The sequence below is a fragment of the Tenacibaculum retecalamus genome (assembly GCF_027941755.1).
Taxonomy (GTDB): domain Bacteria; phylum Bacteroidota; class Bacteroidia; order Flavobacteriales; family Flavobacteriaceae; genus Polaribacter; species Polaribacter haliotis_B.
The window spans coordinates 1,186,452-1,211,773 of record NZ_CP115916.1 but is presented as its reverse complement, the minus strand read 5'-3'; the positions used below and the strand labels follow the sequence as shown (position 1 = coordinate 1,211,773).

At 30.3% G+C, this 25,322-nt stretch carries 29 protein-coding genes; 18 read left to right on the top strand and 11 right to left on the bottom strand.

Going from position 1 to position 25,322, the window contains the following annotated elements; translation table 11 throughout:
* Positions 1–181: 181 nt before the first annotated feature.
* Positions 182–1,426 carry an ornithine--oxo-acid transaminase gene (gene rocD / locus PG912_RS05870; RefSeq protein WP_275688835.1) on the bottom strand — a complete coding sequence of 415 codons (1,245 nt, stop codon included), beginning with the start codon at positions 1,424–1,426 and terminating at the stop codon, positions 182–184.
* A 172-nt stretch (positions 1,427–1,598) separates the two neighbouring features.
* Here rocD and rlmD point away from each other — a divergent pair, with 172 nt between their 5' ends.
* The 9 genes from rlmD (at position 1,599) to PG912_RS05825 (ending at position 8,550) form a co-directional block, all read left to right on the top strand.
* Positions 1,599–3,050 (top strand): 23S rRNA (uracil(1939)-C(5))-methyltransferase RlmD, encoded by a 1,452-nt coding sequence (gene rlmD, locus PG912_RS05865; RefSeq protein WP_275689016.1) that lies wholly within the window; start codon positions 1,599–1,601, stop codon positions 3,048–3,050.
* Between the two features lie 6 nt (positions 3,051–3,056).
* Positions 3,057–3,536 carry a DUF6452 family protein gene (locus PG912_RS05860; protein WP_275688834.1) on the top strand — a complete coding sequence of 160 codons (480 nt, stop codon included), beginning with the start codon at positions 3,057–3,059 and terminating at the stop codon, positions 3,534–3,536.
* 3 nt (positions 3,537–3,539) lie between these two features.
* Positions 3,540–4,214: a DUF6048 family protein gene (locus PG912_RS05855; RefSeq protein WP_333780700.1), complete on the top strand. Its 675-nt coding sequence runs from the start codon at positions 3,540–3,542 to the stop codon at positions 4,212–4,214.
* Positions 4,215–4,274: 60 nt separating this feature from the next.
* On the top strand, positions 4,275–5,222 hold the full coding sequence (locus PG912_RS05850) for an isopenicillin N synthase family dioxygenase (protein ID WP_260585761.1): 948 nt from the start codon (positions 4,275–4,277) through the stop codon (positions 5,220–5,222).
* 4 nt (positions 5,223–5,226) lie between these two features.
* Positions 5,227–5,550: a translation initiation factor gene (locus PG912_RS05845; RefSeq protein ID WP_260585762.1), complete on the top strand. Its 324-nt coding sequence runs from the start codon at positions 5,227–5,229 to the stop codon at positions 5,548–5,550.
* A 144-nt stretch (positions 5,551–5,694) separates the two neighbouring features.
* Positions 5,695–6,639: a DUF1835 domain-containing protein gene (locus PG912_RS05840; RefSeq protein WP_275688833.1), complete on the top strand. Its 945-nt coding sequence runs from the start codon at positions 5,695–5,697 to the stop codon at positions 6,637–6,639.
* Positions 6,640–7,509 carry a nucleoside phosphorylase gene (locus tag PG912_RS05835; protein WP_275688832.1) on the top strand — a complete coding sequence of 290 codons (870 nt, stop codon included), beginning with the start codon at positions 6,640–6,642 and terminating at the stop codon, positions 7,507–7,509.
* Positions 7,510–8,370 (top strand): substrate-binding domain-containing protein, encoded by an 861-nt coding sequence (locus tag PG912_RS05830; RefSeq protein WP_275688831.1) that lies wholly within the window; start codon positions 7,510–7,512, stop codon positions 8,368–8,370.
* An 18-nt stretch (positions 8,371–8,388) separates the two neighbouring features.
* Positions 8,389–8,550 (top strand): hypothetical protein, encoded by a 162-nt coding sequence (locus PG912_RS05825; RefSeq protein WP_260585767.1) that lies wholly within the window; start codon positions 8,389–8,391, stop codon positions 8,548–8,550.
* 54 nt (positions 8,551–8,604) lie between these two features.
* Here PG912_RS05825 and PG912_RS05820 read toward each other — a convergent pair whose 3' ends face one another.
* On the bottom strand, positions 8,605–9,246 hold the full coding sequence (locus PG912_RS05820; protein WP_275688830.1) for a protein-L-isoaspartate(D-aspartate) O-methyltransferase: 642 nt from the start codon (positions 9,244–9,246) through the stop codon (positions 8,605–8,607).
* 178 nt (positions 9,247–9,424) lie between these two features.
* On the opposite strand from PG912_RS05820, the gene PG912_RS05815 reads away from it, so the two are divergent.
* Positions 9,425–10,390, top strand: coding sequence for a Gfo/Idh/MocA family protein (locus PG912_RS05815; protein ID WP_275688829.1), 966 nt, complete (start codon positions 9,425–9,427; stop codon positions 10,388–10,390).
* Positions 10,391–10,405: 15 nt separating this feature from the next.
* Positions 10,406–11,293: a 3-hydroxybutyryl-CoA dehydrogenase gene (locus PG912_RS05810; protein WP_260585770.1), complete on the top strand. Its 888-nt coding sequence runs from the start codon at positions 10,406–10,408 to the stop codon at positions 11,291–11,293.
* A gap of 75 nt (positions 11,294–11,368) precedes the next feature.
* Here PG912_RS05810 and PG912_RS05805 read toward each other — a convergent pair whose 3' ends face one another.
* The 6 genes from PG912_RS05805 to PG912_RS05780 form a co-directional block, all read right to left on the bottom strand.
* Positions 11,369–12,361: a TlpA disulfide reductase family protein gene (locus PG912_RS05805; protein ID WP_275688828.1), complete on the bottom strand. Its 993-nt coding sequence runs from the start codon at positions 12,359–12,361 to the stop codon at positions 11,369–11,371.
* A 12-nt stretch (positions 12,362–12,373) separates the two neighbouring features.
* Positions 12,374–12,826: a YybH family protein gene (locus tag PG912_RS05800; RefSeq protein WP_275688827.1), complete on the bottom strand. Its 453-nt coding sequence runs from the start codon at positions 12,824–12,826 to the stop codon at positions 12,374–12,376.
* Positions 12,826–13,779 carry an AAA family ATPase gene (locus PG912_RS05795; protein WP_275688826.1) on the bottom strand — a complete coding sequence of 318 codons (954 nt, stop codon included), beginning with the start codon at positions 13,777–13,779 and terminating at the stop codon, positions 12,826–12,828. The genes PG912_RS05800 and PG912_RS05795 overlap by 1 nt, the downstream gene beginning before the upstream one ends.
* Positions 13,780–13,885: 106 nt before the next feature.
* Positions 13,886–15,265: a peptidylprolyl isomerase gene (locus PG912_RS05790; protein WP_260585774.1), complete on the bottom strand. Its 1,380-nt coding sequence runs from the start codon at positions 15,263–15,265 to the stop codon at positions 13,886–13,888.
* Positions 15,228–16,085: a hypothetical protein gene (locus tag PG912_RS05785; protein WP_260585775.1), complete on the bottom strand. Its 858-nt coding sequence runs from the start codon at positions 16,083–16,085 to the stop codon at positions 15,228–15,230. Before PG912_RS05785 ends, PG912_RS05790 begins: the two co-directional genes overlap by 38 nt.
* 46 nt (positions 16,086–16,131) lie before the next feature.
* Positions 16,132–16,413, bottom strand: a complete 282-nt coding sequence (locus PG912_RS05780; RefSeq protein ID WP_275688825.1) for a DUF493 family protein — start codon at positions 16,411–16,413, stop codon at positions 16,132–16,134.
* A 121-nt stretch (positions 16,414–16,534) separates the two neighbouring features.
* Between PG912_RS05780 and PG912_RS05775 the strand changes: the two genes are divergently transcribed.
* From PG912_RS05775 to lysA, 6 genes are all read left to right on the top strand, one after another.
* Positions 16,535–17,065, top strand: coding sequence for an ATP-binding protein (locus tag PG912_RS05775; RefSeq protein WP_275688824.1), 531 nt, complete (start codon positions 16,535–16,537; stop codon positions 17,063–17,065).
* 4 nt (positions 17,066–17,069) lie between these two features.
* Entirely contained in the window at positions 17,070–18,953 is a 1,884-nt protein-coding gene (locus PG912_RS05770; RefSeq protein ID WP_275688823.1) for a RecQ family ATP-dependent DNA helicase, read from the top strand.
* Positions 18,954–19,898: a methionyl-tRNA formyltransferase gene (gene fmt, locus PG912_RS05765; RefSeq protein WP_275688822.1), complete on the top strand. Its 945-nt coding sequence runs from the start codon at positions 18,954–18,956 to the stop codon at positions 19,896–19,898.
* A gap of 186 nt (positions 19,899–20,084) precedes the next feature.
* The gene (locus tag PG912_RS05760) at positions 20,085–20,360 is read left to right on the top strand and encodes an HU family DNA-binding protein (protein WP_218772720.1); all 276 of its coding nucleotides are present in this window, start codon (positions 20,085–20,087) and stop codon (positions 20,358–20,360) included.
* Between the two features lie 119 nt (positions 20,361–20,479).
* The gene (locus tag PG912_RS05755; RefSeq protein WP_275688821.1) at positions 20,480–21,250 is read left to right on the top strand and encodes a pentapeptide repeat-containing protein; all 771 of its coding nucleotides are present in this window, start codon (positions 20,480–20,482) and stop codon (positions 21,248–21,250) included.
* 468 nt (positions 21,251–21,718) lie between these two features.
* Positions 21,719–22,924 carry a diaminopimelate decarboxylase gene (gene lysA / locus PG912_RS05750; protein WP_275688820.1) on the top strand — a complete coding sequence of 402 codons (1,206 nt, stop codon included), beginning with the start codon at positions 21,719–21,721 and terminating at the stop codon, positions 22,922–22,924.
* A gap of 254 nt (positions 22,925–23,178) precedes the next feature.
* On the opposite strand, the gene rplI is transcribed toward lysA, so the two are convergent.
* From rplI to rpsF, 3 genes are read right to left on the bottom strand one after another with little or no spacing between them, the layout of a single operon-like run.
* Entirely contained in the window at positions 23,179–23,628 is a 450-nt protein-coding gene (rplI, locus tag PG912_RS05745; RefSeq protein ID WP_260585782.1) for a 50S ribosomal protein L9, read from the bottom strand.
* A gap of 15 nt (positions 23,629–23,643) precedes the next feature.
* The gene (rpsR, locus tag PG912_RS05740; protein WP_218772302.1) at positions 23,644–23,946 is read right to left on the bottom strand and encodes a 30S ribosomal protein S18; all 303 of its coding nucleotides are present in this window, start codon (positions 23,944–23,946) and stop codon (positions 23,644–23,646) included.
* A gap of 3 nt (positions 23,947–23,949) precedes the next feature.
* Positions 23,950–24,291: a 30S ribosomal protein S6 gene (rpsF, locus tag PG912_RS05735; protein ID WP_218772301.1), complete on the bottom strand. Its 342-nt coding sequence runs from the start codon at positions 24,289–24,291 to the stop codon at positions 23,950–23,952.
* Positions 24,292–24,413: 122 nt separating this feature from the next.
* Between rpsF and PG912_RS05730 the strand changes: the two genes are divergently transcribed.
* Positions 24,414–25,310, top strand: coding sequence for a sterol desaturase family protein (locus PG912_RS05730; RefSeq protein WP_275688819.1), 897 nt, complete (start codon positions 24,414–24,416; stop codon positions 25,308–25,310).
* Positions 25,311–25,322: the final 12 nt, after the last annotated feature.

Below are 25,322 nucleotides of genomic sequence, written 5' to 3'. Positions count from 1 at the left end.
GTTTCCCGCTTTCCGTACTCGCTCTCTGCGAGGAGCTCAAACAAATACTACAATCGGGGCTAAGCCTATTTATTAAGTTTTGTCTTTAGCTATAAAACCTTTTTTATCCTTTAGAAAACAAAAACACAAAAAAAGAGGAACGATTAAAATCGTTCCTCTTTTATATTCAAAAATTTAAGGATTATTTTTTAAACCCAGAAATTGTTTTCTTAATAATATCAATACACTCCATTAATTGCGCTTCCGTCATTACTAAAGGTGGTGCAAAACGAATAATATTACCATGTGTTGGTTTTGCTAATAATCCATTATCACGTAATTTCATACAAATATCCCAAGCGGTAGAGCTTTCTTCAGTGTCGTTAATTAAAACAGCATTCAGTAATCCTTTACCTCTTACTGATATTACTAAATCAGATTCGTTTGCAAATTCTGCTAATTCAGCTCTAAAAATTTTTCCTAATTTTTCAGCATTCGCTGCTAAATTTTCATCTTGTATAACTTCTAAAGCAGCTGTTGCTACTGCTGCAGCAATTGGATTCCCTCCAAAAGTAGAACCATGATTTCCTGGTTTAATAACATTCATTATGCTATCATCTGCTAAAACAGCTGAAACAGGGTATGCTCCACCAGAAATAGCTTTTCCTAAAATCAAAATATCCGCTTTAACATTTTCATAGTCAATCGCTAACATTTTACCTGTACGTGCAATTCCTGTTTGCACTTCATCAGCAATAAACAATACATTATGTTTTGCACACAATGCTTTTGCTGCTGCTAAATATCCTTCAGAAGGAACATATACTCCAGCTTCACCTTGAATTGGTTCTACTAAGAAACCAGCAATATTCTTATCACTTTCTAAAGTTTCTTCTAAAGCTTTTAAGTTATTATATTCTATTTTGATAAATCCGTTTGTAAACGGCCCAAAATTCTTACGAGCTACAGGATCATTTGAAAAAGAAATAATCGTTGTCGTACGCCCATGAAAATTGTTTTCACAAACTACTATTTGTGCATCATTTTCATTAATCCCTTTTACTTCATATGCCCATTTTCTACATAATTTCAAAGCTGTTTCAACCGCTTCTGCACCAGTATTCATTGGTAATAATTTATCAAAACCAAAAAGTTCTGTAGCAAATTTTTCATACTTACCTAACATATCATTATGAAATGCACGAGAAGTTAAAGTAAGTGTCTTTGCTTGTTCTACCATTGCTCCAACAATTTTTGGATGACAATGCCCTTGGTTTACTGCAGAATATGCCGATAAAAAGTCATAATACTTTTTACCTTCTACATCCCACACATATACACCTTCACCTTTACTTAGTACTACTGGTAGCGGGTGATAATTATGTGCTCCGTATTTGTTCTCTAGTTCAATCGCTTGCTGCGAAGTTAATTGGTCTAAAACAGCCATTTTAAAATAAGTTTTTAATTAATGAATATAAAATCCATTCCTTATCTACCTTTATCCTTCCGAAAAGTGTCGGAAATTCAGCGTGGGAAAGAAATCATCCCTAAAATTGCTGCAATTTACTAAATATAAAATATCTTTCCTTAATTTTGCCAACCATAAATTAGAGTTTACAATGCCACGTAGAGAACGAAATAAGTTTGTTAAGAAAAATCAAGTTTTAGAATTAAAAATTGAAAATTATGCCTTTGGCGGAAAAGGAATTGCAAGAATTCATTCTGAAGAAGGAAGCTTTGTTGTTTTTGTTCCTAATACATTACCAGGCCAATTGGTAAAAGTTCAGATTAGTAAATCGAGTAAAAAATATGCTGAAGCAAAATTAATAGATGTTTTAGAACCTTCTGAAGATGAAGTTGAAGTTCCGTTTCAAGACATTCCTGGTGCGCCTTATATTCAATTACCTATCGATTTGCAACATCAATATAAAAAAGAAAGTACGTTATCTTTATTTAAACGTATTGGTAAAGTTGAAAATATTGAAGATTTATTTGATGAATTTATTACTTCGCCAAATGTATTTCACTACCGAAATAAAATGGAGTATGGTTTTTCTGCTATTGGTTACGACAGAGCAAATAAAACAGATGCTGACTTTTTTACCTTAGGATTTAAACGTCGTGGTGTTTGGTGGATGGGTGACAATTTAAACAAGGATTCTGGATTATTCGACGCGCAAGTAGAAGACAATTTAAAAGTGATTCGCGAATATTGCGAAAAAACTGGTTTAGCACCTTGGCATGGACCTAAAAAAGAAGGTTTTTTTAGGTATTTTGTAGTACGTAAATCATACAAAACAAACGAATTATTATTCAACTTAGTTACCACTTCTTACGATTTACCAAAATTTGACATGCAAGCATTTTCTGCATTCTTAAAAGATATTTTTGGAGAACGTTTAGCAGGTTTATTACACACTATAAACGATGAAATTGGTGATAGAACAATCGCTACATCTGGAAGTATAGAACTAGTTACTGGAAAAGATAAAATTGTAGAAGAGTTATTAGGTTTAAATTTTGAAATAAGCATGAAAAGCTTTTTTCAAACAAACCCTAAATCTGCCGAAAAACTGTATACTAAAGTTATCGATTATGCTTTAGAAAATAAAGAAGCCATTGATAATACTGTGGTTATGGACTTGTTTTGTGGTACGGGAACAATCGGTCAGATTTTAGCTTCAAGAAGCGAAAATGCGAAAATAGTTGGTGTAGATATTGTAGCTTCAGCAATTGAAGATGCAAAAAAGAACGCCAAACGAAATAATATTGAAGGTTTACAGTTTTATGCTGCGGATGTTGGTAAGTTTTTATTAGAACACCCACAATATCAGAATAAAATAAAAACAATAATTTTAGACCCTGCTCGTGCTGGTATTGCGCCAAAAACATTACGAAAAATCATTCGATTAAATGCTGATAGAATGGTTTATGTTTCTTGTAACCCTGCTACACAAGCTCGTGATACAGAACAATTAATGGAAGCTGGTTATACTATTAAAAAAATTAGTTTAGTAGATCAATTTCCACATACAGCACATATTGAAACTGTTGTTTTATTTGAAAAATAAACCGCTATGAAAAAATACATCTTTCCTTTCATTCTTCTTTTAATAGGAGTTTCATCTTGCGAAAAAGATGATTTCTGTGTTCAAAATCCTGTAACACCCAATTTAGTGTTGCGTTTTTACGATAAAGACGATGTTTTTCAATTAAAGCAGGTACAACGATTCTCTATAATTGCACAAGGTAAAACGGATAGTCTTTTTACAAATCAAACTACCGATAGTATCGCAATTCCGTTAAATAGTTTAGCCACAGAAACTATTTATACTTTAAAAATGAATGAGACAGATAATTTAGCCATCAATAATAAAATAGCAATACTTACTATAAAATATACTCCAGAAGACGATTATATTTCTCGTTCTTGCGGATATAGAGTTATTTTTAATGATGTAGAACTAACACATACAAGTTGGATTGATAATTTATCTACTTCAACAATTACAAATATTAATAATCAAACAAAAGCGCATGTACAAGTATATTATTAGTCTCTGTTTGGTTATGGTTTATGCAAATGGGTATTCACAAAAAAAGAAACTTCTGAAGCTAAAAAGGATAGTATAACTTATAAAACAGGTTACGGATTACGTTTAGGTGTTGATATTAGCAGACCTGTATTAGCAATCGTTGATAAAAGTTATAGCGGATTAGAATTGGTAGCGGATTATCGCATTTCTAAAAAATGGTATGTAGCTACCGAGCTTGGTTATGAAGAGGAAATAACCTTTGAAGATTTTACCAAATCAACATCAAAAGGAAGCTTTATAAGACTTGGTGCCAACTTTAATGCTTACCAGAATTGGTTAGACATGAATAACGAAATTTATGTAGGTATGCGTTATGGTTTTGCTCTTTTCGATCAGACTTTAAATAGCTACAAAACAAACGTAGGTAGTACTTATTTTCCGTCTAACACTATTGAAGCTCCAATTACAGAAACAGGATTAACCGCTCATTGGACTGAATTTCAACTAGGTATAAAAGTCGAGGTTTTAAAAAACTTATTTTTAAGTGGTGGATTTTCTTACAAAGTAATGTTAAGTCTAGACGATCAAAAGAATTTTAAAACATTATACGCACCTGGTTTTAATCGTGTTTTTGAAAGTAATACCGGTTTTGGGTTTAATTATACAATCTCATACCTAATACCTTTTGTTAATAAGTAATTTTAGAGCTTACAGTTGGTTTCACTAACTTTACACTTTAAATAATCAAACTTATTAACAATGAATAAAATTCCAAGCGTAAATTTAGCAGACTTTTTATCAGATGATAAAAATAGAAAACAAAAATTCATCGATGAGATTGGTGACGCTTATGAGAATATCGGATTCGTTGCTTTAAAAGGACATTTCTTAGACGACGAATTAGTTGATAATTTATATACCGAAATAAAAAACTTTTTCGACTTACCTACAAATGTAAAAGAGAAATATGAAATTCCGGGTATTGGCGGCCAAAGAGGTTACGTGTCTTTTGGTAAAGAAAGTGCTAAAGGAAAAAAAGAAGGCGATTTAAAAGAATTCTGGCATTTCGGACAATATGTAGACGCTGCTTCTAAATATGCAAACGAATATCCTGATAATGTAAACGTTGAAGAACTTGCTAAATTTAATGAAGTAGGTAAAATGACCTATCAAATGTTAGAGAAAACAGCAAAATACGTGTTGCGTTCTTTAGCTTTGCATTTAAATTTAGATGAAACTTATTTCGACAATTATATTAAGAACGGAAATAGCATTTTACGTCCAATCCACTATCCTCCTATTCAATCAGAGCCTAAAGGAGCTGAAAGAGCTGCTGCCCATGGAGACATTAATTTAATTACTTTATTAATGGGAGCACAAGGAAAAGGATTACAAGTTCAAAACCATAAAGGAGATTGGATTGATGCTGTTGCACAACCGGATGAATTAATGATTAATGTAGGTGATATGTTATCTCGTCACAGTAATAATAAATTAAAATCTACGATACATAGAGTTACAAATCCTCCTAAAGAATCATGGGGAACTTCTCGTTACTCAATTCCGTTTTTTATGCACCCAGTTTCTGAAATGAAATTAGATGTTTTAGAAAATTGTATCGATGAAAACAATCCGAAGAAATTTGATGATATTACAGCAGGTGAATTTTTAGATGAACGTTTACGTGAATTAGGATTGAAAAAATAATACAATGGATTTACACGATCAATTAAAAAATTTATTTCCAGAACACAAAGAAACGGAAGTAAAGGTAGCAGAGAAATCAGAAATTTGGTTACAAGATGACCCAATACTTTGTAAATATGAAAAACGCAAAGGAAAACCAATTACGATTTTAGATGGTTATACAGGCGCTACGCAAGATTTTAAAAAACTAGCCAAAGAAATTAAAACAACCCTAAGTGTTGGCGGAAGTTTTAAAGACGATAAAATAATTATTCAAGGAGATTATCGTGATAAAATAATGCAAATATTAAAAGATAAAGGCTTTAATGTAAAACGCGTTGGAGGTTAACAACAATAAAGATGTCAAGGATTTAAATTCTTGACATTTTTTGTTTTTTATAAAAAAATGTAAAAAAACAATTAATTAATAATAACGTCATCAAATGAACGTTATTATATAGAAAATCAAACATTTAACTAAATTCCTATCAATATGGCTTCCCCTAAATTACATATTACAAACGGAGATATTACTACTAAAAGACTTCAAAATTTAAACTTAGACGGCAAAATAATTACATGGCGCGAAATGTTATGTGAAGGAAAAACGACTGTTGATGTTGGTAGTGAAAATTTTTGGAGAACACGTTTCGACTTTTTAAAATCTTCCTATAAAATTTCTAAACAAAAATTTATAGATTATACGGTAAAAGAATATCGTAATCTTTGTAATGAGAAAGCACAAGATGAAATTATATTATGGTTTGAGTACGATTTATTTTGTCAAGTAAACATGCTTGCTGTAATTAGTTGGCTAAAACGTTATAGAAAAGACCGTCAGATATCTTTAGTGTGTAGCGGTAAAGTTGAAAATCAAGATAAATTATTAGGTTTAGGAGAGCTTTCTGATGCACAACTAAAAGAACACTACACAAATAAAATTACACTAACTAAAGACGATATTGAATATGCCGATTATATTTGGCAACTGTACTGTTCTGACAGTCCATTACAGTTAGAAAACGCTTACAAACTACACACAAATACAACTTTCAGTTATTTAGAAGAAGCTATAAAAAATCACCTATTACGCTTTCCATCAATTGAAAACGGATTAAATCATGTTGAAAATAACATTTTAAAAACAGTAAAAAACAATCAATTTAAAAGTAAAAACCAACTGGTTAATGAACTGCTAATCAATCAAGAAAATTACGGATTTAGTGATTCTCAATATTTTAATAAAGTTGATCAATTAAAAAAAATGTTCACCTCTTTTAATCCTGTTAAACTAAGTAAAGTAGGTAAACAAGTATTACATCAACAAACAAATTATTATGGTAAAATACGTTCTGATTTTTCGTATCTTGGCGGGGCTAAAAAATATAGCTACTTATATGTAAATACTACAAATAGGCTGCTAAAAATTACATCATAAATGAATATTCAACATTCTGAGCTTATCTTAAATCCTGATGGAAGCATATATCATCTAAATTTAAGACCAGAACATATTGCTACCGATATTATTTTTGTAGGTGATCAATACCGAGTAGATAAAGTTACCCAGCATTTTGATACCATAGAATTTACTACTCAAAAACGTGAATTTAAAACAACTACAGGAACTTATAAAGGAAAACGATTAACCGTAATTTCTACCGGAATTGGACCTGATAATATTGATATTGTTTTAAATGAATTAGATGCGCTGGTTAACATCAATTTAAAAACACGCAAAATAAAAGAAACGCACACCCAATTAAATATTACACGTATCGGAACTTCAGGTTCTTTACAAGCTGATATTCCTGTAAATAGTTTTTTACTAAGCTCTCATGCGATCGATTTAAACGGAATGTTATTATCATATCAAACTGCAGAAGTTGCTCATCCAGAAATTGAGAAAGCTTTTATAACACATACTAATTGGAGTGCTAAAAAATCACATCCTTTAGTTGTTTCAAACGGAAAAAACTTAGAAGAAAAATTAATATCTAACAAGGTTTTTAAAGGTATTACTGCAACTGCAGGTGGTTTTTACGGACCACAAGGTCGTGTGTTACGTTTAGCTTTACAAGATGGAGATTTAAATAAAAAAATAGATAGCTTTAGTCATAATGAAAACAGAATTACCAATTTAGAAATGGAAACTTCTGCTATATATGGTCTATCAAAACTATTAGGTCATAATGCCGCTTCAATGAATGCTATAATTGCTAATAGAGCAAATGGTACTTTTAGCGAAGATCCTAGCAAAGTTGTTGCTGACTTAATTACATATACATTAGATAAATTAGTAGAATAAATGCTAAATTTAAAAATCGGTGGCGTACCAGAACACTTTAATTACCCTTGGTATATTACCTTAAAAAACAAAGAATTCACAAACCAAAATATCAATTTACGCTGGCAAGATTATCCTGGTGGTACTGGTCAAATGTGTAAAGCATTGCGCTCTGGTGATGTGGATATTGCCATTGTGTTAACCGAAGGAATTATTAAAGATATCATTAATGGTAATCCATCTAAAATAACACAAACCTTTGTAAAAAGCCCTTTAATTTGGGGAATTCATGTTGGTCATAAATCTAAATTTAAAAAAATTGAAGATTTAGAAAATGCCACTGTAGCTATAAGTCGTTTTGGTTCTGGCTCACATTTAATGGCAATTGTAAATGCTCATAATAATGGCTGGAATATTGATAAACTAAAATTTAAAGTTGTTGGCGATTTACAAGGTGGTATTGACGCACTAACAAACGGAGATGCAGATTATTTTATGTGGGAGCATTTTACAACAAAGCCTTTGGTTGATAATAATACTTTTAGGCGTTTAGGAGATTGCCCTACTCCATGGCCATGTTTTGTTGTAGCGGTTCGTAATGAAGTTTTAGAAAACAATTTTGAAGAAGTAAAAAAAGTTTTGGACATTGTTAATAGCTGTACTAGTGATTTTAAAAATATCGAAAATATTGATAAAACTTTAGCTATCAGATACGAACAGCAATTAGAAGACATTCAAGAATGGTTATCTATTACCGAATGGACTGATGGTAAACCTGTCACAGAAAATTTAATTACTGGCATACAAAATAAAATGCTAGGCTTTAACGTTATTGATTCGAAGAAAGATTCTAATGAATTAATTAGAAATATGTATATTTGATTTTTTAAAACCAAAAAAATGAAAAAAGTAGTATTTATTGCAATTTGTGTTGTTAGTTTAATAGGTTTTTCTTCTTGTGGAAGTACAGCACCTTGTGGTTTATCTAAAGTTGACCAAACAAAACAAAACCAACATCAATCAGAAATTATTGTTGCTGATGCAACTGAGATTGCTGAATAAATTGATGTTTCTTTTATTCAAATTCAATAAATCCGCTTTTCTTAGGCGGATTTTTTAGTTCTTACTTTCTAGCATTGGTACAAACTTAAAATCACCCAATTCGTGTTTTTCAAATTCTTTTGGTGATTTTCTTACAAATAATGTCATTATCTGTTCTTTATCTCCAACAGGAATCAACAACTTACCTCCTACTTTTATTTGTCCTAATAATGCTTTAGGCACAAACGGAGCTCCGGCTGTTACTATAATCTGATCAAAAAGTGCTTCTTCAGGCAAGCCTTTATAACCATCACCAAAAATAAATCGCTTAGGTCTATATCCTATTTTAGGTAAAAACCTTGACGTTTTCTTGAACAATTCATGCTGGCGCTCTATCGAATACACTTCCGCTTTCAACTCTAATAAAACAGCTGTTTGATATCCTGATCCAGTACCTATTTCAAGTACTTTATCTCCTGGTTTAATTTCCAAAACTTGAGATTGAAACGCTACCGTATACGGATGAGAAATAGTTTGCTCTGCAGCAATAGGAAATGCTTTATCCTGATAAGCATGTGCCTCAAAACTACTATCTATAAACAGGTGCCTTGGTATTTTACGAATAGCGTTTAGCACATTATTATCTACAATGCCTTTAGCCTGTAAAACAGTAGCTAATTGATTTCTAAGTCCTTGATGTTTGGTAGTATCTATCACAAATGGTAAAATTTCAGCAAGTCAAAAATAGTAATAAATCTGTATAAAAGTGTATCTTTGTTAGCATTGCTTTTCTATTTAAAAAAGAAAAGATAAATCGGTTAAAAACAACGTCATTTTAAAGATAAATTTTAAAATTTTCTTCTATTAAAAATAACCATACAAAATCAAACATACTATGTTAAAAGCTGGAGTTTTAGGGGCAGGTCATTTAGGTAAAATTCACTTGCGTTTGTTACAACAATCTAAAAAATATGAATTGGTAGGATTTTACGATCCTTTTACTGAAAATGCTCAAAAAGTGGCGGAAGAATTTGGATATAAATTATTCGATTCTATTGATGAGTTAATAAATGCTGTAGATGTTGTAGATATTGTTACACCTACATTATCTCACTTTGATTGCGCAAAGCAAGCCATTGAAAAAGGGAAACATATTTTTATTGAAAAACCAATTACAAATACCCTACAAGAAGCGCAAGCTATAAGAACTTTAGCTAGTCAAAACCATATTCGTGGTCAAGTTGGTCATGTAGAGCGTTTCAACCCTGCTTTTACTGCTGTAAAAGATATGATAGACACACCAATGTTTATCGAAACACATAGATTAGCCGAATTTAATCCTAGAGGAACTGATGTACCTGTTGTTTTAGATTTAATGATTCATGATATTGATATTATTTTATCAGTAGTAAAATCTAAAGTAAAAAATGTGCATGCAAGCGGAGTTTCAGTTATTTCTGACACGCCAGATATTGCCAATGCTCGTATTGAATTCGAAAACGGTTGTGTTGCCAACTTAACTTCTAGTAGAATTTCAATGAAAAACATGCGTAAAAGTCGCTTTTTTCAAAAGGATGCCTATATTTCTGTTGATTTCTTAGAAAAAAAATCAGAAGTCGTTAAAATGAAAGATGTTCCTGAAAATCCGGATGAGTTTGCTATGATTCTTCAAAATGCTGAAGGTGTTAAAAAACAAATTTATTTCGATAATCCTGAAGTCGTTGAAAATAATGCTATTTTAGATGAGTTAGAATCGTTTGCGGATGCAATAAACAATAACACAACACCAATCGTATCATTAAGTCAAGGAACCGAAGCTTTACGAGTTGCCCACATGATTATTGATTGCTTTAAAAAATAATAAAACACACACAAAATGAAAAATATCGCTGTAATTGGAGCAGGAACTATGGGTAACGGAATTGCGCATACATTTGCTCAATTTGGATACAACGTTCAACTTATTGATATATCGCAAACTGCCTTAGACAAAGGTTTAGCAACTATCACTAAGAATTTAGATAGAATGGTTACTAAAGAAAAAATATCTGAAGAAGATAAAAATACAACTTTAGGCAACATTTCTACTTATACATCAATTAAAGAAGGAGTTCAATACGCAAGTTTAGTTATTGAAGCTGCTACTGAAAATGTTGATTTAAAATTAAAAATATTTAAAAACTTAGATGAAGTTTGTCCTGAAGATACCATTTTAGCTACCAATACTTCTTCTATTTCTATCACACAAATTGCTGCGGTTACCAACAGACCTGAAAAAGTAATTGGAATGCACTTTATGAATCCGGTGCCAATCATGAAATTGGTTGAAATTATTAGAGGTTATAACACCACTGATGAAGTAATGGATTTTACGGTTGATTTATCTAAAAAAATTGGTAAGACACCTGTTGAAGTGAATGATTACCCTGGTTTTGTAGCCAACCGTATTTTAATGCCAATGATTAACGAATCTATCGAAACATTATACAACGGTGTTGCTGGTGTTGCTGAAATTGATACGGTAATGAAATTAGGTATGGCGCACCCAATGGGACCTTTACAATTAGCAGATTTTATTGGATTAGATGTTTGTTTATCTATTTTAAATGTTATGTACGAAGGATTTAAAAACCCTAAATATGCTCCATGTCCGTTATTAGTAAACATGGTAAATGCAGGTAAATTAGGTGTAAAATCAGGTGAAGGTTTTTACGATTATAGCGAAAGTAGAAAAGCTGAAAAAGTAGCGAAGATGTTTTCTTAAAAATATTTTTTATATAATAAAAAAGAGGCAATTTTAATTGAAATTGCCTCTTTTTTATTTACACTTTATATATTATTACTCTAATAGCTCTTTTATTTTTTCATTCAATTTCTCTCCTCTCAAATTTCTACCAACTATTTTTCCTTCTTCATTGATTAAAAAATTATCAGGAATTGCATTAACTCCATAGATTAAAGAAGCTTTGTTTTGTTGGCCTTTTAAATCAGTAACGTGTTCCCAGTTCAAACTGTCTTTTTCTATTGCTTGTATCCAACTCTTTTTATTTTCATCTAAAGAGACTGCAAATATTTCAAACCCTTTTGAATTAAATTTCTTGTACGTTTTCACGAGGTTAGGATTCTCTTTTAAACATGGATCACACCATGAAGCCCAAAATTCAAGAAGAATAAGTTTTTCTTTTACTTCTGATAATTTTTTAAATTTTCCATTTATATTTTGCATTTCAAAATCAGGAAATGAATCTCCAACTTTAGGGTCTTTATTTAACTCAATATATCTGGTTATCTTTTTTCCAAATTTTGAATTTCTATTATTATTCGAAAATTGCTCAAAAAGTTTTTCCACTTTTTCTTTACCCCAAGTAGTAGCATAAACAGAAAGCATAGAAGCACTTACAATACTATTTGGATTATTTTCAACAAAAGCCATTTCTATTTTTTGGCTTTCATTGTATGACAACTGATCAATTTTCTGACTAAGATTAAAACTTAAATTTTCATCTTCAGAACCTGAAATCTTAGCATTTCTAAAATCAGTTTCAATAGCATCAAAAGTCATTGAATTATTACCTGCCCAAAAAGGCCTAAACTGAGAGAAATTTTTTGTTCTTAAAATTAATTGTAAAGGATAATCTGATAGTTTTGTTTTAAAAACAAATGAGTTATCTATGACTAAAGTAGAATCAATTGTTTTATTTCCTAAATCCAAATAAAGGACAGTTTCATTCTTAATATCTTTTGTTTTTCCTTTTAAAGAAAATTGATTTTTGTTTTCCTTGTTACAAGAAACAATCATTAAAGTAATTAATGCTAAAATTATTTTATTCATATATTTATTTTATTAACAAGAAGTATCTGCTATAATTTTCCATTCACCATTTATCTTTTTAAAGATAATCATAAACACGCCATTTGCATTGCCTACTTTTCTTGTTAAATGATATGCTCCCATCACAAAATAAGCTCCACTATTTATTTTTGAAATATCATTTACCTTAAACTTAAGTTCACCCGAATGATCTTTTGTTGGATAGCCTTTTTTATAGTTTGCTAACGTTTTATCCCATCCAAAAGTAATTCCGTTACTTCCATAAAACTTTAAAGAATCACTTTTCCAATAGCCTTGCATAAAACCTTCTAAATCGTGATTAGACCACGCTTTTTCTTGAGCTTTCATTATAGCTAAAATTTCCTTTTTTTCTGTTTCTTCTGATACATCAACTGTAACAATTTCTTTTTTACAAGAAACTATTATAGCTAAAAATAGCACACTAAATACGAGTAATTTTTTCATTAAAATAATGATTTTACAATTTCTTTAATTGTAATTCCCTCAGCTTCCGCTTTATAATTTTTAACGATTCTGTGTAATAATATAGGAATAGCAACTGCTTGCACATCTTCAATATCTGGAGAAAATTTTCCGTTTATCGCTGCATGTGCTTTCGCAGCTAAAATTAAGTTTTGTGAAGCTCTTGGTCCCGCTCCCCAATCAATATATTTTTGTATTAACTCGGTTGATTTATCTGATTTCGGGCGCGTTTTACCAACCAAACCAACAGCATACTCCACTACATTATCAGCTACAGGAATTTTTCGAATCAATTTTTGTAATTCTATAATTTCTTGTGATGAAAGAACTGCATTTACTTTTTGATTTATTGTTGATGTTGTATTTTTTACAACCGCTACTTCTTCTTCAAAGGTTGGATATTCTAAATGAATAGAAAACATAAAACGGTCTAACTGCGCTTCTGGCAAAGGATACGTACCTTCTTGCTCTATAGGATTTTGGGTAGCTAACACAAAAAAAGGTAAATCTAACTTGTAATGATTACCCGAAATGGTAACCGATTTTTCTTGCATTGCCTCTAACAAAGCTGCTTGTGTTTTAGGTGGCGTACGGTTAATTTCATCCGCTAAAATAATATTAGAAAAAATGGGTCCTTTTATAAATTTAAACTGACGGTTTTCATCTAAAATTTCACTTCCTAAAATATCAGAAGGCATTAAATCGGGTGTAAATTGAATACGACTAAATTGTAAACCCAATACTTCTGAAATTGTATTTACTAATAAGGTTTTTGCTAATCCAGGTACGCCTATTAAAAGGGAATGTCCACCACATAAAACCGATAATAAGGTGTAGTTAACAGCCTCTTGCTGCCCAATTATAACTTTACTTATCTCTTGTTGTAAAAGACCAAATTTCTTTACTAAACTGTTTACAGCAGCTACGTCTGACATAGATTAAATTTTAAATTTTCTTTTTCAAAAATCTTAATTTACAAACTATTGTAAACTAAGATTCCCGCTAAACGCGGGAATCACAATATACTAAAATTATTAGTTCTTATTTGTTTTCTTTTTTCCAATCTTTCTTAAAAGTACAATCTTTATAATCGCTTCCTAATTTTATGTAGGTTTCTTGGATTTTTTCTTTTGTCCATTTTGTTATGGTCTCTTCTTTTTTCTTAACCAAAGCAAACTGTTGCATTCTTACGTAATCTTCAACAAGATCGGCTGTATGTGTTTCTGTTTTATCTTTTAACAAGATTACCTTATACATTTTTTCACCTTCACGAGTTTCATCATAAAAAACATCCGATAAATCACCTTTATTAAGTTCGCTAATTCTACCAAATAAATCTGGTGCCATTCTTGTTAACTCAAAAGTAGTTTCTTGTGTATATGGATTTATCAATAATCCTCCATTACTTTTAGTCTCTTCTTCTTCTGAATATTTTTTTACAGCCTCTTCAAAAGTAATTTTTCCTTCTTTTATATCTTTTTTAATTTTTTCAATAGCGTCTTTTGTTTCTTTCAACTTTTCATCTGCTATTTCTGGTTGCATTAATATGTGTGAAACATCACGTCCGTTACCTCTCACTTTATTCAGTAAAATAATATGATAACCAAAAGGAGATTTAAAAGGTTCTGATATTTGACCTTCTTCTAGAGAAAATGCGATTTCTTTAAATTCTTTTACAAAACCTGTTTCTTTGGTTATGACCCCCATATTACCACTATTTTGAGAAACACTAGGATCGTCAGAGTTTATAATCGCTTTTAATTTAAAACTAGCTCCAGCTTCAACTTGCTTTTTAATTTCAGTAAGCTTGTTTATAATACGATCGTTTTCATCTTTTGTAGGTGTAGCTTTTAAAACTAATTGTGCTATTTTCACTTCAGCAGGAATTTCTGGCAATTCTTTTTTATCTGCTAAACTTTTAAAATACACACGTATTTCTTCTGGAGTTACATCTATATCTCCTGTAATTTTTTGCTGTTCTTTTTCGATAAGAAGGTTTTCTTTTTGAACTTTTGCTAGCTCTTTCTTTAAATCTTCAATATCGTTAAAACCATAGGCTTTAATTACTTTTTCTTCGCTACCATATTCGTTTGTAAAGTAAGCAATACTTCTTGCTACTTTACTATCAATATCTGATTGAGCAACAACAACACTATCAATAACACCATGGTGTGCTAATAATTTTTGCTCCATTAACTCTTCTAACATTTCACAATTAGAAATTTTAACTTTCCCTTCACTCCTTAGCTCAACCTCTTGCTTAAACTTATCTATATCAGAATCTAAAACAATGTTTTTACCAATTACTACTGCTACTCCATCTATTTTAGTTTCTTGTGCATTTACAGCCCCTAAACTAGCTAAGAAAAAGGTGAATAATAGACTAGTATTCTTTAAAGTTTTTGTTTTGAATTGCATCATTTATCAGCGTTTTTTCTATCTCTCTAATTAATTCTAATTTTCTTTTGTGTAAAATTATTTGTTTAATCCTCGGACTTACAAATAACAAAGGTGCTGTGGCGTTTTGTTGCAACATCTTTTTTACAGCGACCAAATATACTCCTAAACTATCTTCTTTTTGTATGTATTTAGAAATTTTTAACAAACTTTGCTTCGTTTCTGCCTGAAAAGGCGGAACTTTTTCTTGTAAGTAAGAAAATGAGACCCAAGTTGAATCTTGTAATCGATAAGATTTAAAGTTTAATAAATACCTTTCTAAATCTTCTTTGTCTTCTTCCTTCGAAGATTCAAAGTTTTTGATTACTTCTTCTTTGTCTAAAAAATCTTTTCCGAAGTGAATATATTCAAACTGTAATAATTCTTCATTTAGCTTAAAATTATCTTTATTTTTTTGATAATACACTTCAATTTCTTGCGGATTTACAATCGTATCTAACTGCTGTTTTATTAAACGCTCTTTGTAACCATTTATATAAAGGCCTTTCTTATAATCATTTACTAATTTTTCAATCTTAGTACTATTAACACCAGATATATTTTCTTCCGCTTTAGCGAGTAATAATTGTTTTTTTGCCCAAGAGTTAATAAGTCCTTTTACAATAACTAAACTATCTTTTTTGCTAATACCTTTTGGTAGTAACTCTTCAATATCTTTTTTATAAAGGTTTTTGTTATAAACAGTCGCAATAGGCCTGTGTTGTGTTACTTTTTTAGTTTTTAAACTAATTAAATCACACGAAACAATTAAAATACTTATTAATAAAAAGATTATTTTTCTCACTTTTTTATTGATTAAATGTTTTTAAATTTAAAATATCTTGTTCTTTTTATAAAGAAATAATTCCTTTAATAACGTCTGCTTTTTTGTAATAAGCAATTACTTCGTCAGCACTTTTTACATTTAAAAAAATAGAAAGACTATTGTATTTACCTGTTTTAGATTTTTTAGTCTCAATAACGGCACCACCTTTATCAAATAAGTTCTTTACCTCTTCTACCTGATTTTCATCTGTTGGCACAATAAATTTATATAAATATTTACTTGGGAATGTAGTGGTATCTTCTAACTGACCTTTTAACTTAATATAAAATGCTTCTCTATCTGACATAATGCTTTATAAATCTTTTTTCTAAAAAATAATATGCATCAATTAAGGCAACCTTAAAATGATACAGCACAAAATTACACTATTTATTACATTTATAGTTTGAAACTTATATTTTTGCATCATGCAACAAAAAATAGTTTTAATAGGAGGATCAGGTACGGGGAAATCTTCAATTTTAAGAGAGCTTATAAATCAAGGATATAATTGTATGCCTGAAATTTCGAGAGAAGTAATACTTAAAGCTCAAAAAGAAGGAATAGATCAATTGTTTTTAGAACAACCCTTGCTTTTTAGTCAAATGTTATTAGAAGGTAGAGAACAACAATATTTAGAAGCTGAAAAAAGTAATACCGATATTGTTTTTTTTGATAGAGGGATTCCTGACGTACATGCATACATGAATTATTTAGGAAATGAATACCCTCCTATTTACAGAGAAAAAAGTGATCAATATTTATATACGAAAGTATTTATGTGTGCTCCATGGCAGAAAATTTACAGATCAGATAATGAGCGCTACGAAAGCTACGAACAAGCTGTAAAAATTGATACTTATTTAAAAGCTGCCTATAAAGAAATAGGATATGAAATTATAAATGTTCCTTTCGGAACTATAAAAAAACGTTGCGATTTTATTTTACAATCGTTATAAAACGATGTATGAAGCATCCATAAACATATTAAAACATTATTGGGGACACACTTCTTTTAGAGCTCCGCAGCAAGAAATTATAGCGGCTGTATTAGAAAAAAAAGATACCATCGCTTTATTACCCACAGGTGGCGGTAAATCTATTTGTTTTCAAGTTCCTGCTTTAATAAATGATGGTGTTTGTATTGTTATTTCGCCATTAATAGCATTAATGCAAGACCAAGTAGAAAGTCTTGTTGCTAAAGACGTAAAAGCTACCGTTATTCCTTCTGGAAGCTCCCAAGATGATATTATTACACTTTTTGATAATATCCGTTTCGGAAAAATAAAGTTCTTATATATTTCTCCCGAGCGCTTACAATCTCGTTTTATTCAAGAAAAAATAAAGCAATTAGAGGTAAATTTAATTGCAATTGATGAAGCGCATTGTATTTCTGAGTGGGGACACGATTTTCGTCCTTCTTATCAGCATATAGCTCTTTTAAAAGAACTACATCCAACAACAAATATTATTGCTTTAACAGCAACAGCTACCAAAAAAGTTATTGATGATATTATAGTTTCTTTAGGCTTAGAAAATCCTACGGTTTTTAAAAAATCTTTTTATAGAGAAAATCTAGCGTATCAAATTTTTAAAACGGATGACAAACTCCGTAAACTACATCAGATTTTTACTAAAACAAAAGCACCAGCAATTGTTTATGTAAACGCTAGAATTAAAACCAAAGAAATTAGTGCTTATTTAAATGCAAATGGTTTTAAAAGCACTTTTTATCACGGCGGATTAACAAGTTTAGAAAAACAACTTTCTTTTGATAGTTGGATGACCGAAAAAACACCAATTATTGTTGCTACAAACGCTTTTGGTATGGGAATAGACAAACCCAATGTTCGGGTTGTTATTCACTTAAACCTTCCAGGATCTATAGAAAATTATATTCAAGAAGCTGGTCGTGGCGGACGAAATGGTAACAAAGCTTTTTCTGTTGTTCTAACAAATGATAACGATATTAAACTTAGTAAAGAGTTATTAGAGAAATCGCTACCTATTATTGAAGATATAAAACTGGTACATCGAAAGTTATATCAACATTTTCAAATTGCCAAAGGAGAACTTATAGAAACTGCTTTCGATTTTAACTTTTTAGAATTTTGCAGTAAATACAAGTTAATTCCTAATAAAACCTACAACGCTTTACAGATATTAAATAGTAACGGAATCATAGAATTAAATTCTAATTTTCAACAAAAATCTACCATTCAATTTTTAGTTTCAAGTAAACAAATTTTGCTGTACTCTCAACAAAATCCATCTTCTAAAAACTTTGTACAAACATTATTACGCTTGTATGGTGGTGTTTTTGAAAACCTGGTAAAAATTGATGAGTTTTATATCGCTAAAAAAGTAGGTGTTACTTCTTCGCGTGTTATTGAGGAATTAGAACGAATGGCTGAAAAAGAAATGCTTGAATACAACCAAGCAACCAATAATTCAGAATTATTTTTTCTGCATCCTAGAGAAGACGATACAACTGTAAATCGTGTTTCTAAAAACATCCGTTTGTATTTAGGTCAAAAAAAACAAAAAAATGATGATTTATTAGCGTTTATTAAAAAAAATAACGTTTGCAGAAGTGTACAATTGTTACATTACTTTAATGAAACTAGTAATAAAGAATGCGGTATTTGCGATATTTGCTTGCAAGCAAAACAAAACATTGTTATAAAACCGGCTGATATTCTTAATTTATTGCAAGAATATAAAACCTTAACAGCATACGAAATCAGTACACATCTAAACGAAAAAGAAGCAAACATTTTAATACTTTTGCGCACGCTTTTATCCGAAGAAAAAATAAACGCTATTAATAATAAATACTTTTTATAAATGAGAGATTTACGCATCGTTTTTATGGGAACACCCGATTTTGCAGTGACCATTTTACAACACCTTATCGAAAATAATTATAATGTAGTTGGTGTAATTACTGCTGCAGATAAACCTGCTGGTAGAGGTCGTAAGCTTAATCAATCTGCGGTAAAAAAGTATGCGTTGTCTCAAAACCTTCCTATTCTTCAACCTACCAATTTAAAAAATGAAGAATTTCAGGATGCTTTAAAAGATTGGAATGCTAATTTACAAATAGTGGTTGCTTTTAGAATGTTACCAAAAGCTGTTTGGTCAATGCCGGAATATGGTACTTTTAATCTACATGCATCTTTATTACCTGAATACCGTGGAGCTGCTCCTATTAACTGGGCACTTATTAATGGAGAAACCAAAACAGGTGTTACTACTTTTTTTATTGATGATAAAATTGATACTGGTGAAATTATCTTACAAAAAGAAGTGACTATTAAAGAAAATGAAATTGTTGGTGAGTTACACGACCGATTAATGCATCTAGGTGCAGGCTTAGTTGCTGATACTTTAGACTTAATAGCCACTGGAGATGTAAATACCACAAAACAGCCCGAATTAGAGGAGAAACCTGCTCATAAACTGTTTCCTCATAATTGTAAAATAGATTGGGATAAATCTTTAAACGATATTTACAATCATATTCGTGGCTTAAACCCATACCCTGCTGCTTGGACAACTATAAAAAACGGTGAAGAAGAAATTTCAGCTAAAATATATGGAGTAACAAAAGAATTTTCTGCCCATGAATTTACAAACGGAACAGTTATTACTTCTAAAAAGGAATTAAAAATTGCTGTAAAAGATGGTTTTCTTATTGTTGATGAAATTAAGATTTCTGGTAAAAAATTAATGGATGCTAAAAGTTTGTTAAACGGTTTTCAATTCGATAAAGAAGCAAAAGCGCTGTAGCCCTCTATTTATAAGGTTTTAACGTTTTATGGTAAAAAACGACCGTGGTTATTAACAATTGCAACCTACTTATTAACAAATAAGCTTTTTTTCAGAGTCAAAACTTGCATGGTACCGCATTCCTACTATATTTGTTGAGCTATTTAGCGAAAAACAAATAATTAATTTTTAAAACTTATTAAAATTATGAACAAATCAGATTTAATCGATGCAATGGCTGCTGACGCAGGAATTTCTAAAGCTAATGCTAAAGCTGCATTAGACTCTTTAACTTCTAACGTTACTAAGTCTTTAAAGTCAGGTAACAAAGTTGCATTAGTTGGATGGGGAACTTGGTCTGTTTCTGAAAGAGCTGCTAGAACTGGTAGAAACCCTCAAACAGGAAAAGAAATTCAAATTGCTGCTAAAAACGTAGTAAAGTTTAAAGCGGGTGCTGGCTTAAGTGATTCAGTAAACAACTAAAACTTTTCTTAAAAACATATTTAAAACAGCATTTAGGCAACTAAATGCTGTTTTTCTTTATAATAGTGTCACAAGTAAAACAAATATTTGTCTATTAAGTATACTACAAAAACAAAAACATGAAAAATACAATTACATTTATTGCCGTTTTATTATGCTTAACTACCTATGCGCAAAAAATAGTAAATGCTTCGGATATTATTAAAGATGTAAAAAATGGTAAATCAGTAACTATTTCTAACGCTACTATTAAAGGCGTGTTAGACTTTACTTTTATGAATGAAGCGCTACCTAAATTACCAAAAAGGAAAAGCTGGTGGAATAACGGTGGCTCTAATACTATAGAAAAACAAATTACTAATAAAGTATCATTTGTTAATTGCACTTTTAATGATGATGTATTAGCATATATTCCTCATGAAAAAAGTGGTTATACATTTATTGCAAATTTTGAAGACGAAGTAATATTTAAGGACTGTACTTTTAAACAAAAAGCCATGTTTAAATATTCTGATTTTGAAAGAAATACTGATTTTTCAAATACTAAATTCAACGATGACTCTACTTTTAAATATGCCAAGTTCGAGAGAGGTATTTCTTTTAAAAATACTTTCTTTGAGGAACCTGCAACATTTAAATATGTCAATTTTAAACAATATGTAAGTTTTGCTAATTCAGTTTTTAATGAAAGTGCTATTTTTAAATACACCGAGTTTAATAATGGAGTTTCTTTTAAAAATGCAAAGTTTAACGAAGATTTAAATATAAAATATGCTAAAGTATCTGGTGATTTTAATATTACTAATATGGATGTTGCTTATGATATAGACTCTAAGTACACTAAAGTAAACGGAAAAAGCTTTAGCAAACATTCAATAGAAAATAAATAGTAAGTTTATAATATCTCAAAAAAAACTCTAGCATTAGCTAGAGTTTTTTTTATGATATTATCTACCCCTATAGAAAATATCATAAAGATTGAAATAAAACCCCTTAACTTTTTATTTCATTACAAAAATGACACTTTTTTGGTATATAATTCAAAGGAAAAACACCTTTTATAAAACAGAACAAGATAAAAAACAAACGAAAGCTCTAGTGTTACACACTAGAGCTTTGTTTATAATGATATTTTATCCCCTTACAGAAAATATCATCTAAATTGAAATAAATCCCCTTATTTTTATTTCACTACAAATATGTATCATTTTTAAAATTCTTTGTTTAGGAAAACCACCTTTTAAAATTCTGATAACAACCTTTTTTTCTACAAAAAAACAAGATTTGTATATTTCTTATAAATAATTTCACAAAAAACAATGCTTCGTTACATTTGACACTTCAAATAATAGATAAAAATGAATAGAGAAGAATTATTAAATTTAGCCAACAAGTATGGTTCTCCACTTTATGTATACGATACTGAAAAAATAATACATCAGTATAAAAATATAACAGCAGCTTTTTCTAAGGTTAAAAGTTTAAAATTAAATTATGCTGTTAAAGCATTATCTAATGTTAATATTTTAAAGGTTTTTAATACACTAAAAAGTGGATTAGATACTGTTTCTATTCAAGAAGTAAAACTAGGCTTGCATGCAGGGTTTAACCCTAAGGATATAATTTATACTCCTAATGGTGTTTCTTTACAAGAAATTGAAGAAGTGGCTAAATTGGGAATTCAAATTAATATTGATAATTTGTCGATACTTGAATTATTTGGACAAAAACATCCTAAGGTTCCTGTTTGTATTCGTATAAACCCACATATAATGGCTGGTGGAAATAGTAATATTTCTGTTGGACATATAGATTCTAAATTCGGAATTTCAATACACCAAGTTCCGCATATAAAAAGAGTTGTTGAAAATACAGGAATGCGTATTAACGGTATTCACATGCACACAGGATCTGATATTTTAGATATTGACACCTTTATTAGAGCTTCTGATATTTTATTTGACGTTGCTAAGCAATTTAAAAATATCGATTTCATTGATTTTGGTAGTGGTTTTAAAGTGCCCTATAAAAAAGATGATATTTCTACTGATATTGTTGAATTAGGTGAAAAATTATCTGATCGATTTAATAAATTTTGTAAAGAATACGGTAAAAATGTTACCTTAATGTTTGAACCAGGTAAGTTTTTAGTAAGTGAATGTGGATATTTTTTAGCAAAAGTAAATGTTATAAAACAAACAACTTCTACTGTTTTTGCAGGTATTGATAGTGGAATGAATCACTTATTACGTCCGATGCTTTATAATTCATACCATTATATAGAAAACCTATCTAATCCGAAAGGGAGAGAACGTTTTTATAGCATTGTAGGTTATATATGCGAAACTGATACTTTTGGGTCTAACAGACGAATTAATGAAATTTCTGAAGAAGATATTTTATGCTTCCACAATGCTGGTGCATATTGTTACTCAATGGCTTCTAATTACAATTCAAGATTTAAGCCAGCGGAAGTTATGATTTACAAAGGCAAAGATTATTTGATAAGAAAAAGAGAGACTATAGAAGATATTCTTAGAAATCAAGAAGATATTAAACTATAAAAAAACTCTGATCTTAACAGATCAGAGTTTATCTAAAATATAATCAACCCCTCAATAGACTATATTTTAAAGTACTGTAATAAAGTCCCCTAACTTCAATTACACTACAAATATGGCACTTATTTTCAGTTAAAAAGGTAGGTAAACCCCCTTTTTTCAACAAACACAGCTATTTAACTCTTTACATCAAAGAGTTTTAACCATAAAAAAGCCTACTCGTTGAGTAGGCTTTTTATTATAACTATTTTAAAGTCTTACTTTTCAGCAACAACTTCAAATACGATATCAGCAACTACAGCTCTGTGTAAACGTACAGCAGCGTTATATTTACCTAATCTTTTTACACTACCTCCAGTAACTTTGATATATTTCTTATCAATTACAGTACCAGCTTTAGTTAAAGCTTCAGCAACATTAATGTTGTTTACTGAACCAAATAACTTATCACCAGAACCTACTTTAGAAGTAATTTTTAATTCATATCCTTTAATAGTTTCAGCCACTTTACTAGCGTCTTCTACTAATTTAGCTTCTTTAAAAGCACGTTGCTTTAAATTTTCAGCTAATACTTTTTTAGCTGAAGAAGTAGCTAATATTGCAAACCCTTTAGGAATTAGGCTGTTACGACCATAACCATTCTTTACAGTTACAACATCGTCTTTAAAACCTAAATTTTCTACGTCTTGTTTTAGTATCAATTCCATGTCTCTACTTCTTTATTATTTTAATAAATCACCAACGTATGGCATTAAAGCTAAATGACGAGCTCTTTTAATAGCTTGTGCAACTTTACGTTGATATTTTAATGATGTTCCTGTTAAACGTCTTGGTAAAATTTTACCTTGTGCGTTTACTAAATACATTAAGAAGTCTGCATCTTTATAATCGATGTACTTAATATCGTTCTTTTTAAAACGACAGTACTTAGCTTCTTTTTTTGTTTCGATATCAAGCGGAGTTAAGTAACGTACTTCACCTTGCTTATTTCCTTTTGATTGTTGTTCTATTGTAGTTGACGCCATTTCTTACTTTTTTGCAGATTTAACACGTTCTCTTCTTTTTTCAGCCCACGCTTCAGCATGCTTGTCTAACCTTACAGTTAAATAACGCATAACACTATCATCTCTTCTGAATTCTAATTCAAAAGGAGTAATAGCATCTCCAGCTACTTTGTAGTCTAATAAGTGGTAAAATCCACTTTTTTTCTTTTCAATTGGGTAAGCTAATTTTTTTAAGCCCCAATCTTCTTTAGAAATCATTTCTGCACCTTTAGATAGTAAGTAGTCCTCAAACTTCTTTACTGTCTCCTTTATCTGAGTTTCAGATAAAACGGGATTCAAAATGAAAACAGTTTCGTAATGATTCATAATTAAATTGTTTAAAATTTATTTTAAGTTTGCAAATATACTGTTTTTCATTGGGTAAACAATCTCTTGTTGCTAAAAATAATATATGTTTTTTTATGTATTATTGTAATTAAACTATTTGTATGCAAATTCCTGAAATCCCTAACTTAATTCACTACGCTATTCCTTTCTTTATACTAACGGTTATTATTGAAGTAATAATTACAGTAAAAGTAAAGTTAGAAGGTTACGAATTTAAAGATGCTGCTACTTCTATAACAATGGGTTTAGGCAATGTAGCTATTGGTTTATTTACCAAAGGTGTTGTATTTGCTATTTTTACTTTATTATACAATTACAGAGTGTTTACAATACCTTTTATATGGTGGTCGTGGATTATCTTATTATTTGCTGAAGATTTTGTGTATTATTGGAATCATAGAATCGCACATGAAAGCAGGTTGTTCTGGGCAAGTCACGTAGTGCATCACTCCTCTACAAAATATAATTTAAGTACTGCTTTACGCCAAACTTGGTCTGGGAGCTTTTATACGTTTATTTTTTGGGCTCCGTTAGCGCTTATTGGGTTTCATCCGTTAATGATTTTAACGCAAATGAGTATTAGCTTATTATATCAATATTGGATTCATACCGAGCTTATTAAAAAATTACCGAAATGGTTTGAAGCTATTTTTAATACGCCAAGTCATCACAGAGTACATCACGCTACGAATCCGCAGTATTTAGATAGAAATCATGCTGGAATTTTTATTATTTGGGATAGACTCTTTGGTACTTTTGAACCTGAAGTTGAAAAACCTGTATACGGATTGGTTACCAACATTAATACTCACAATCCTATTAAAATAGCATATATAGAATGGTATAACCTATTAAAAGATGTTTTTACTAGCAAAACATCTTTAGGTAAAAGAATTTTATACTTTTTAAAACCTCCTGGATGGAAACACGATGGAACAGGAAAACTTTCTGGTGATTTACGCCAAGAATGGGAAGAAAACAAAAAAGGAGAAGTTTAAAACTTCTCCTTT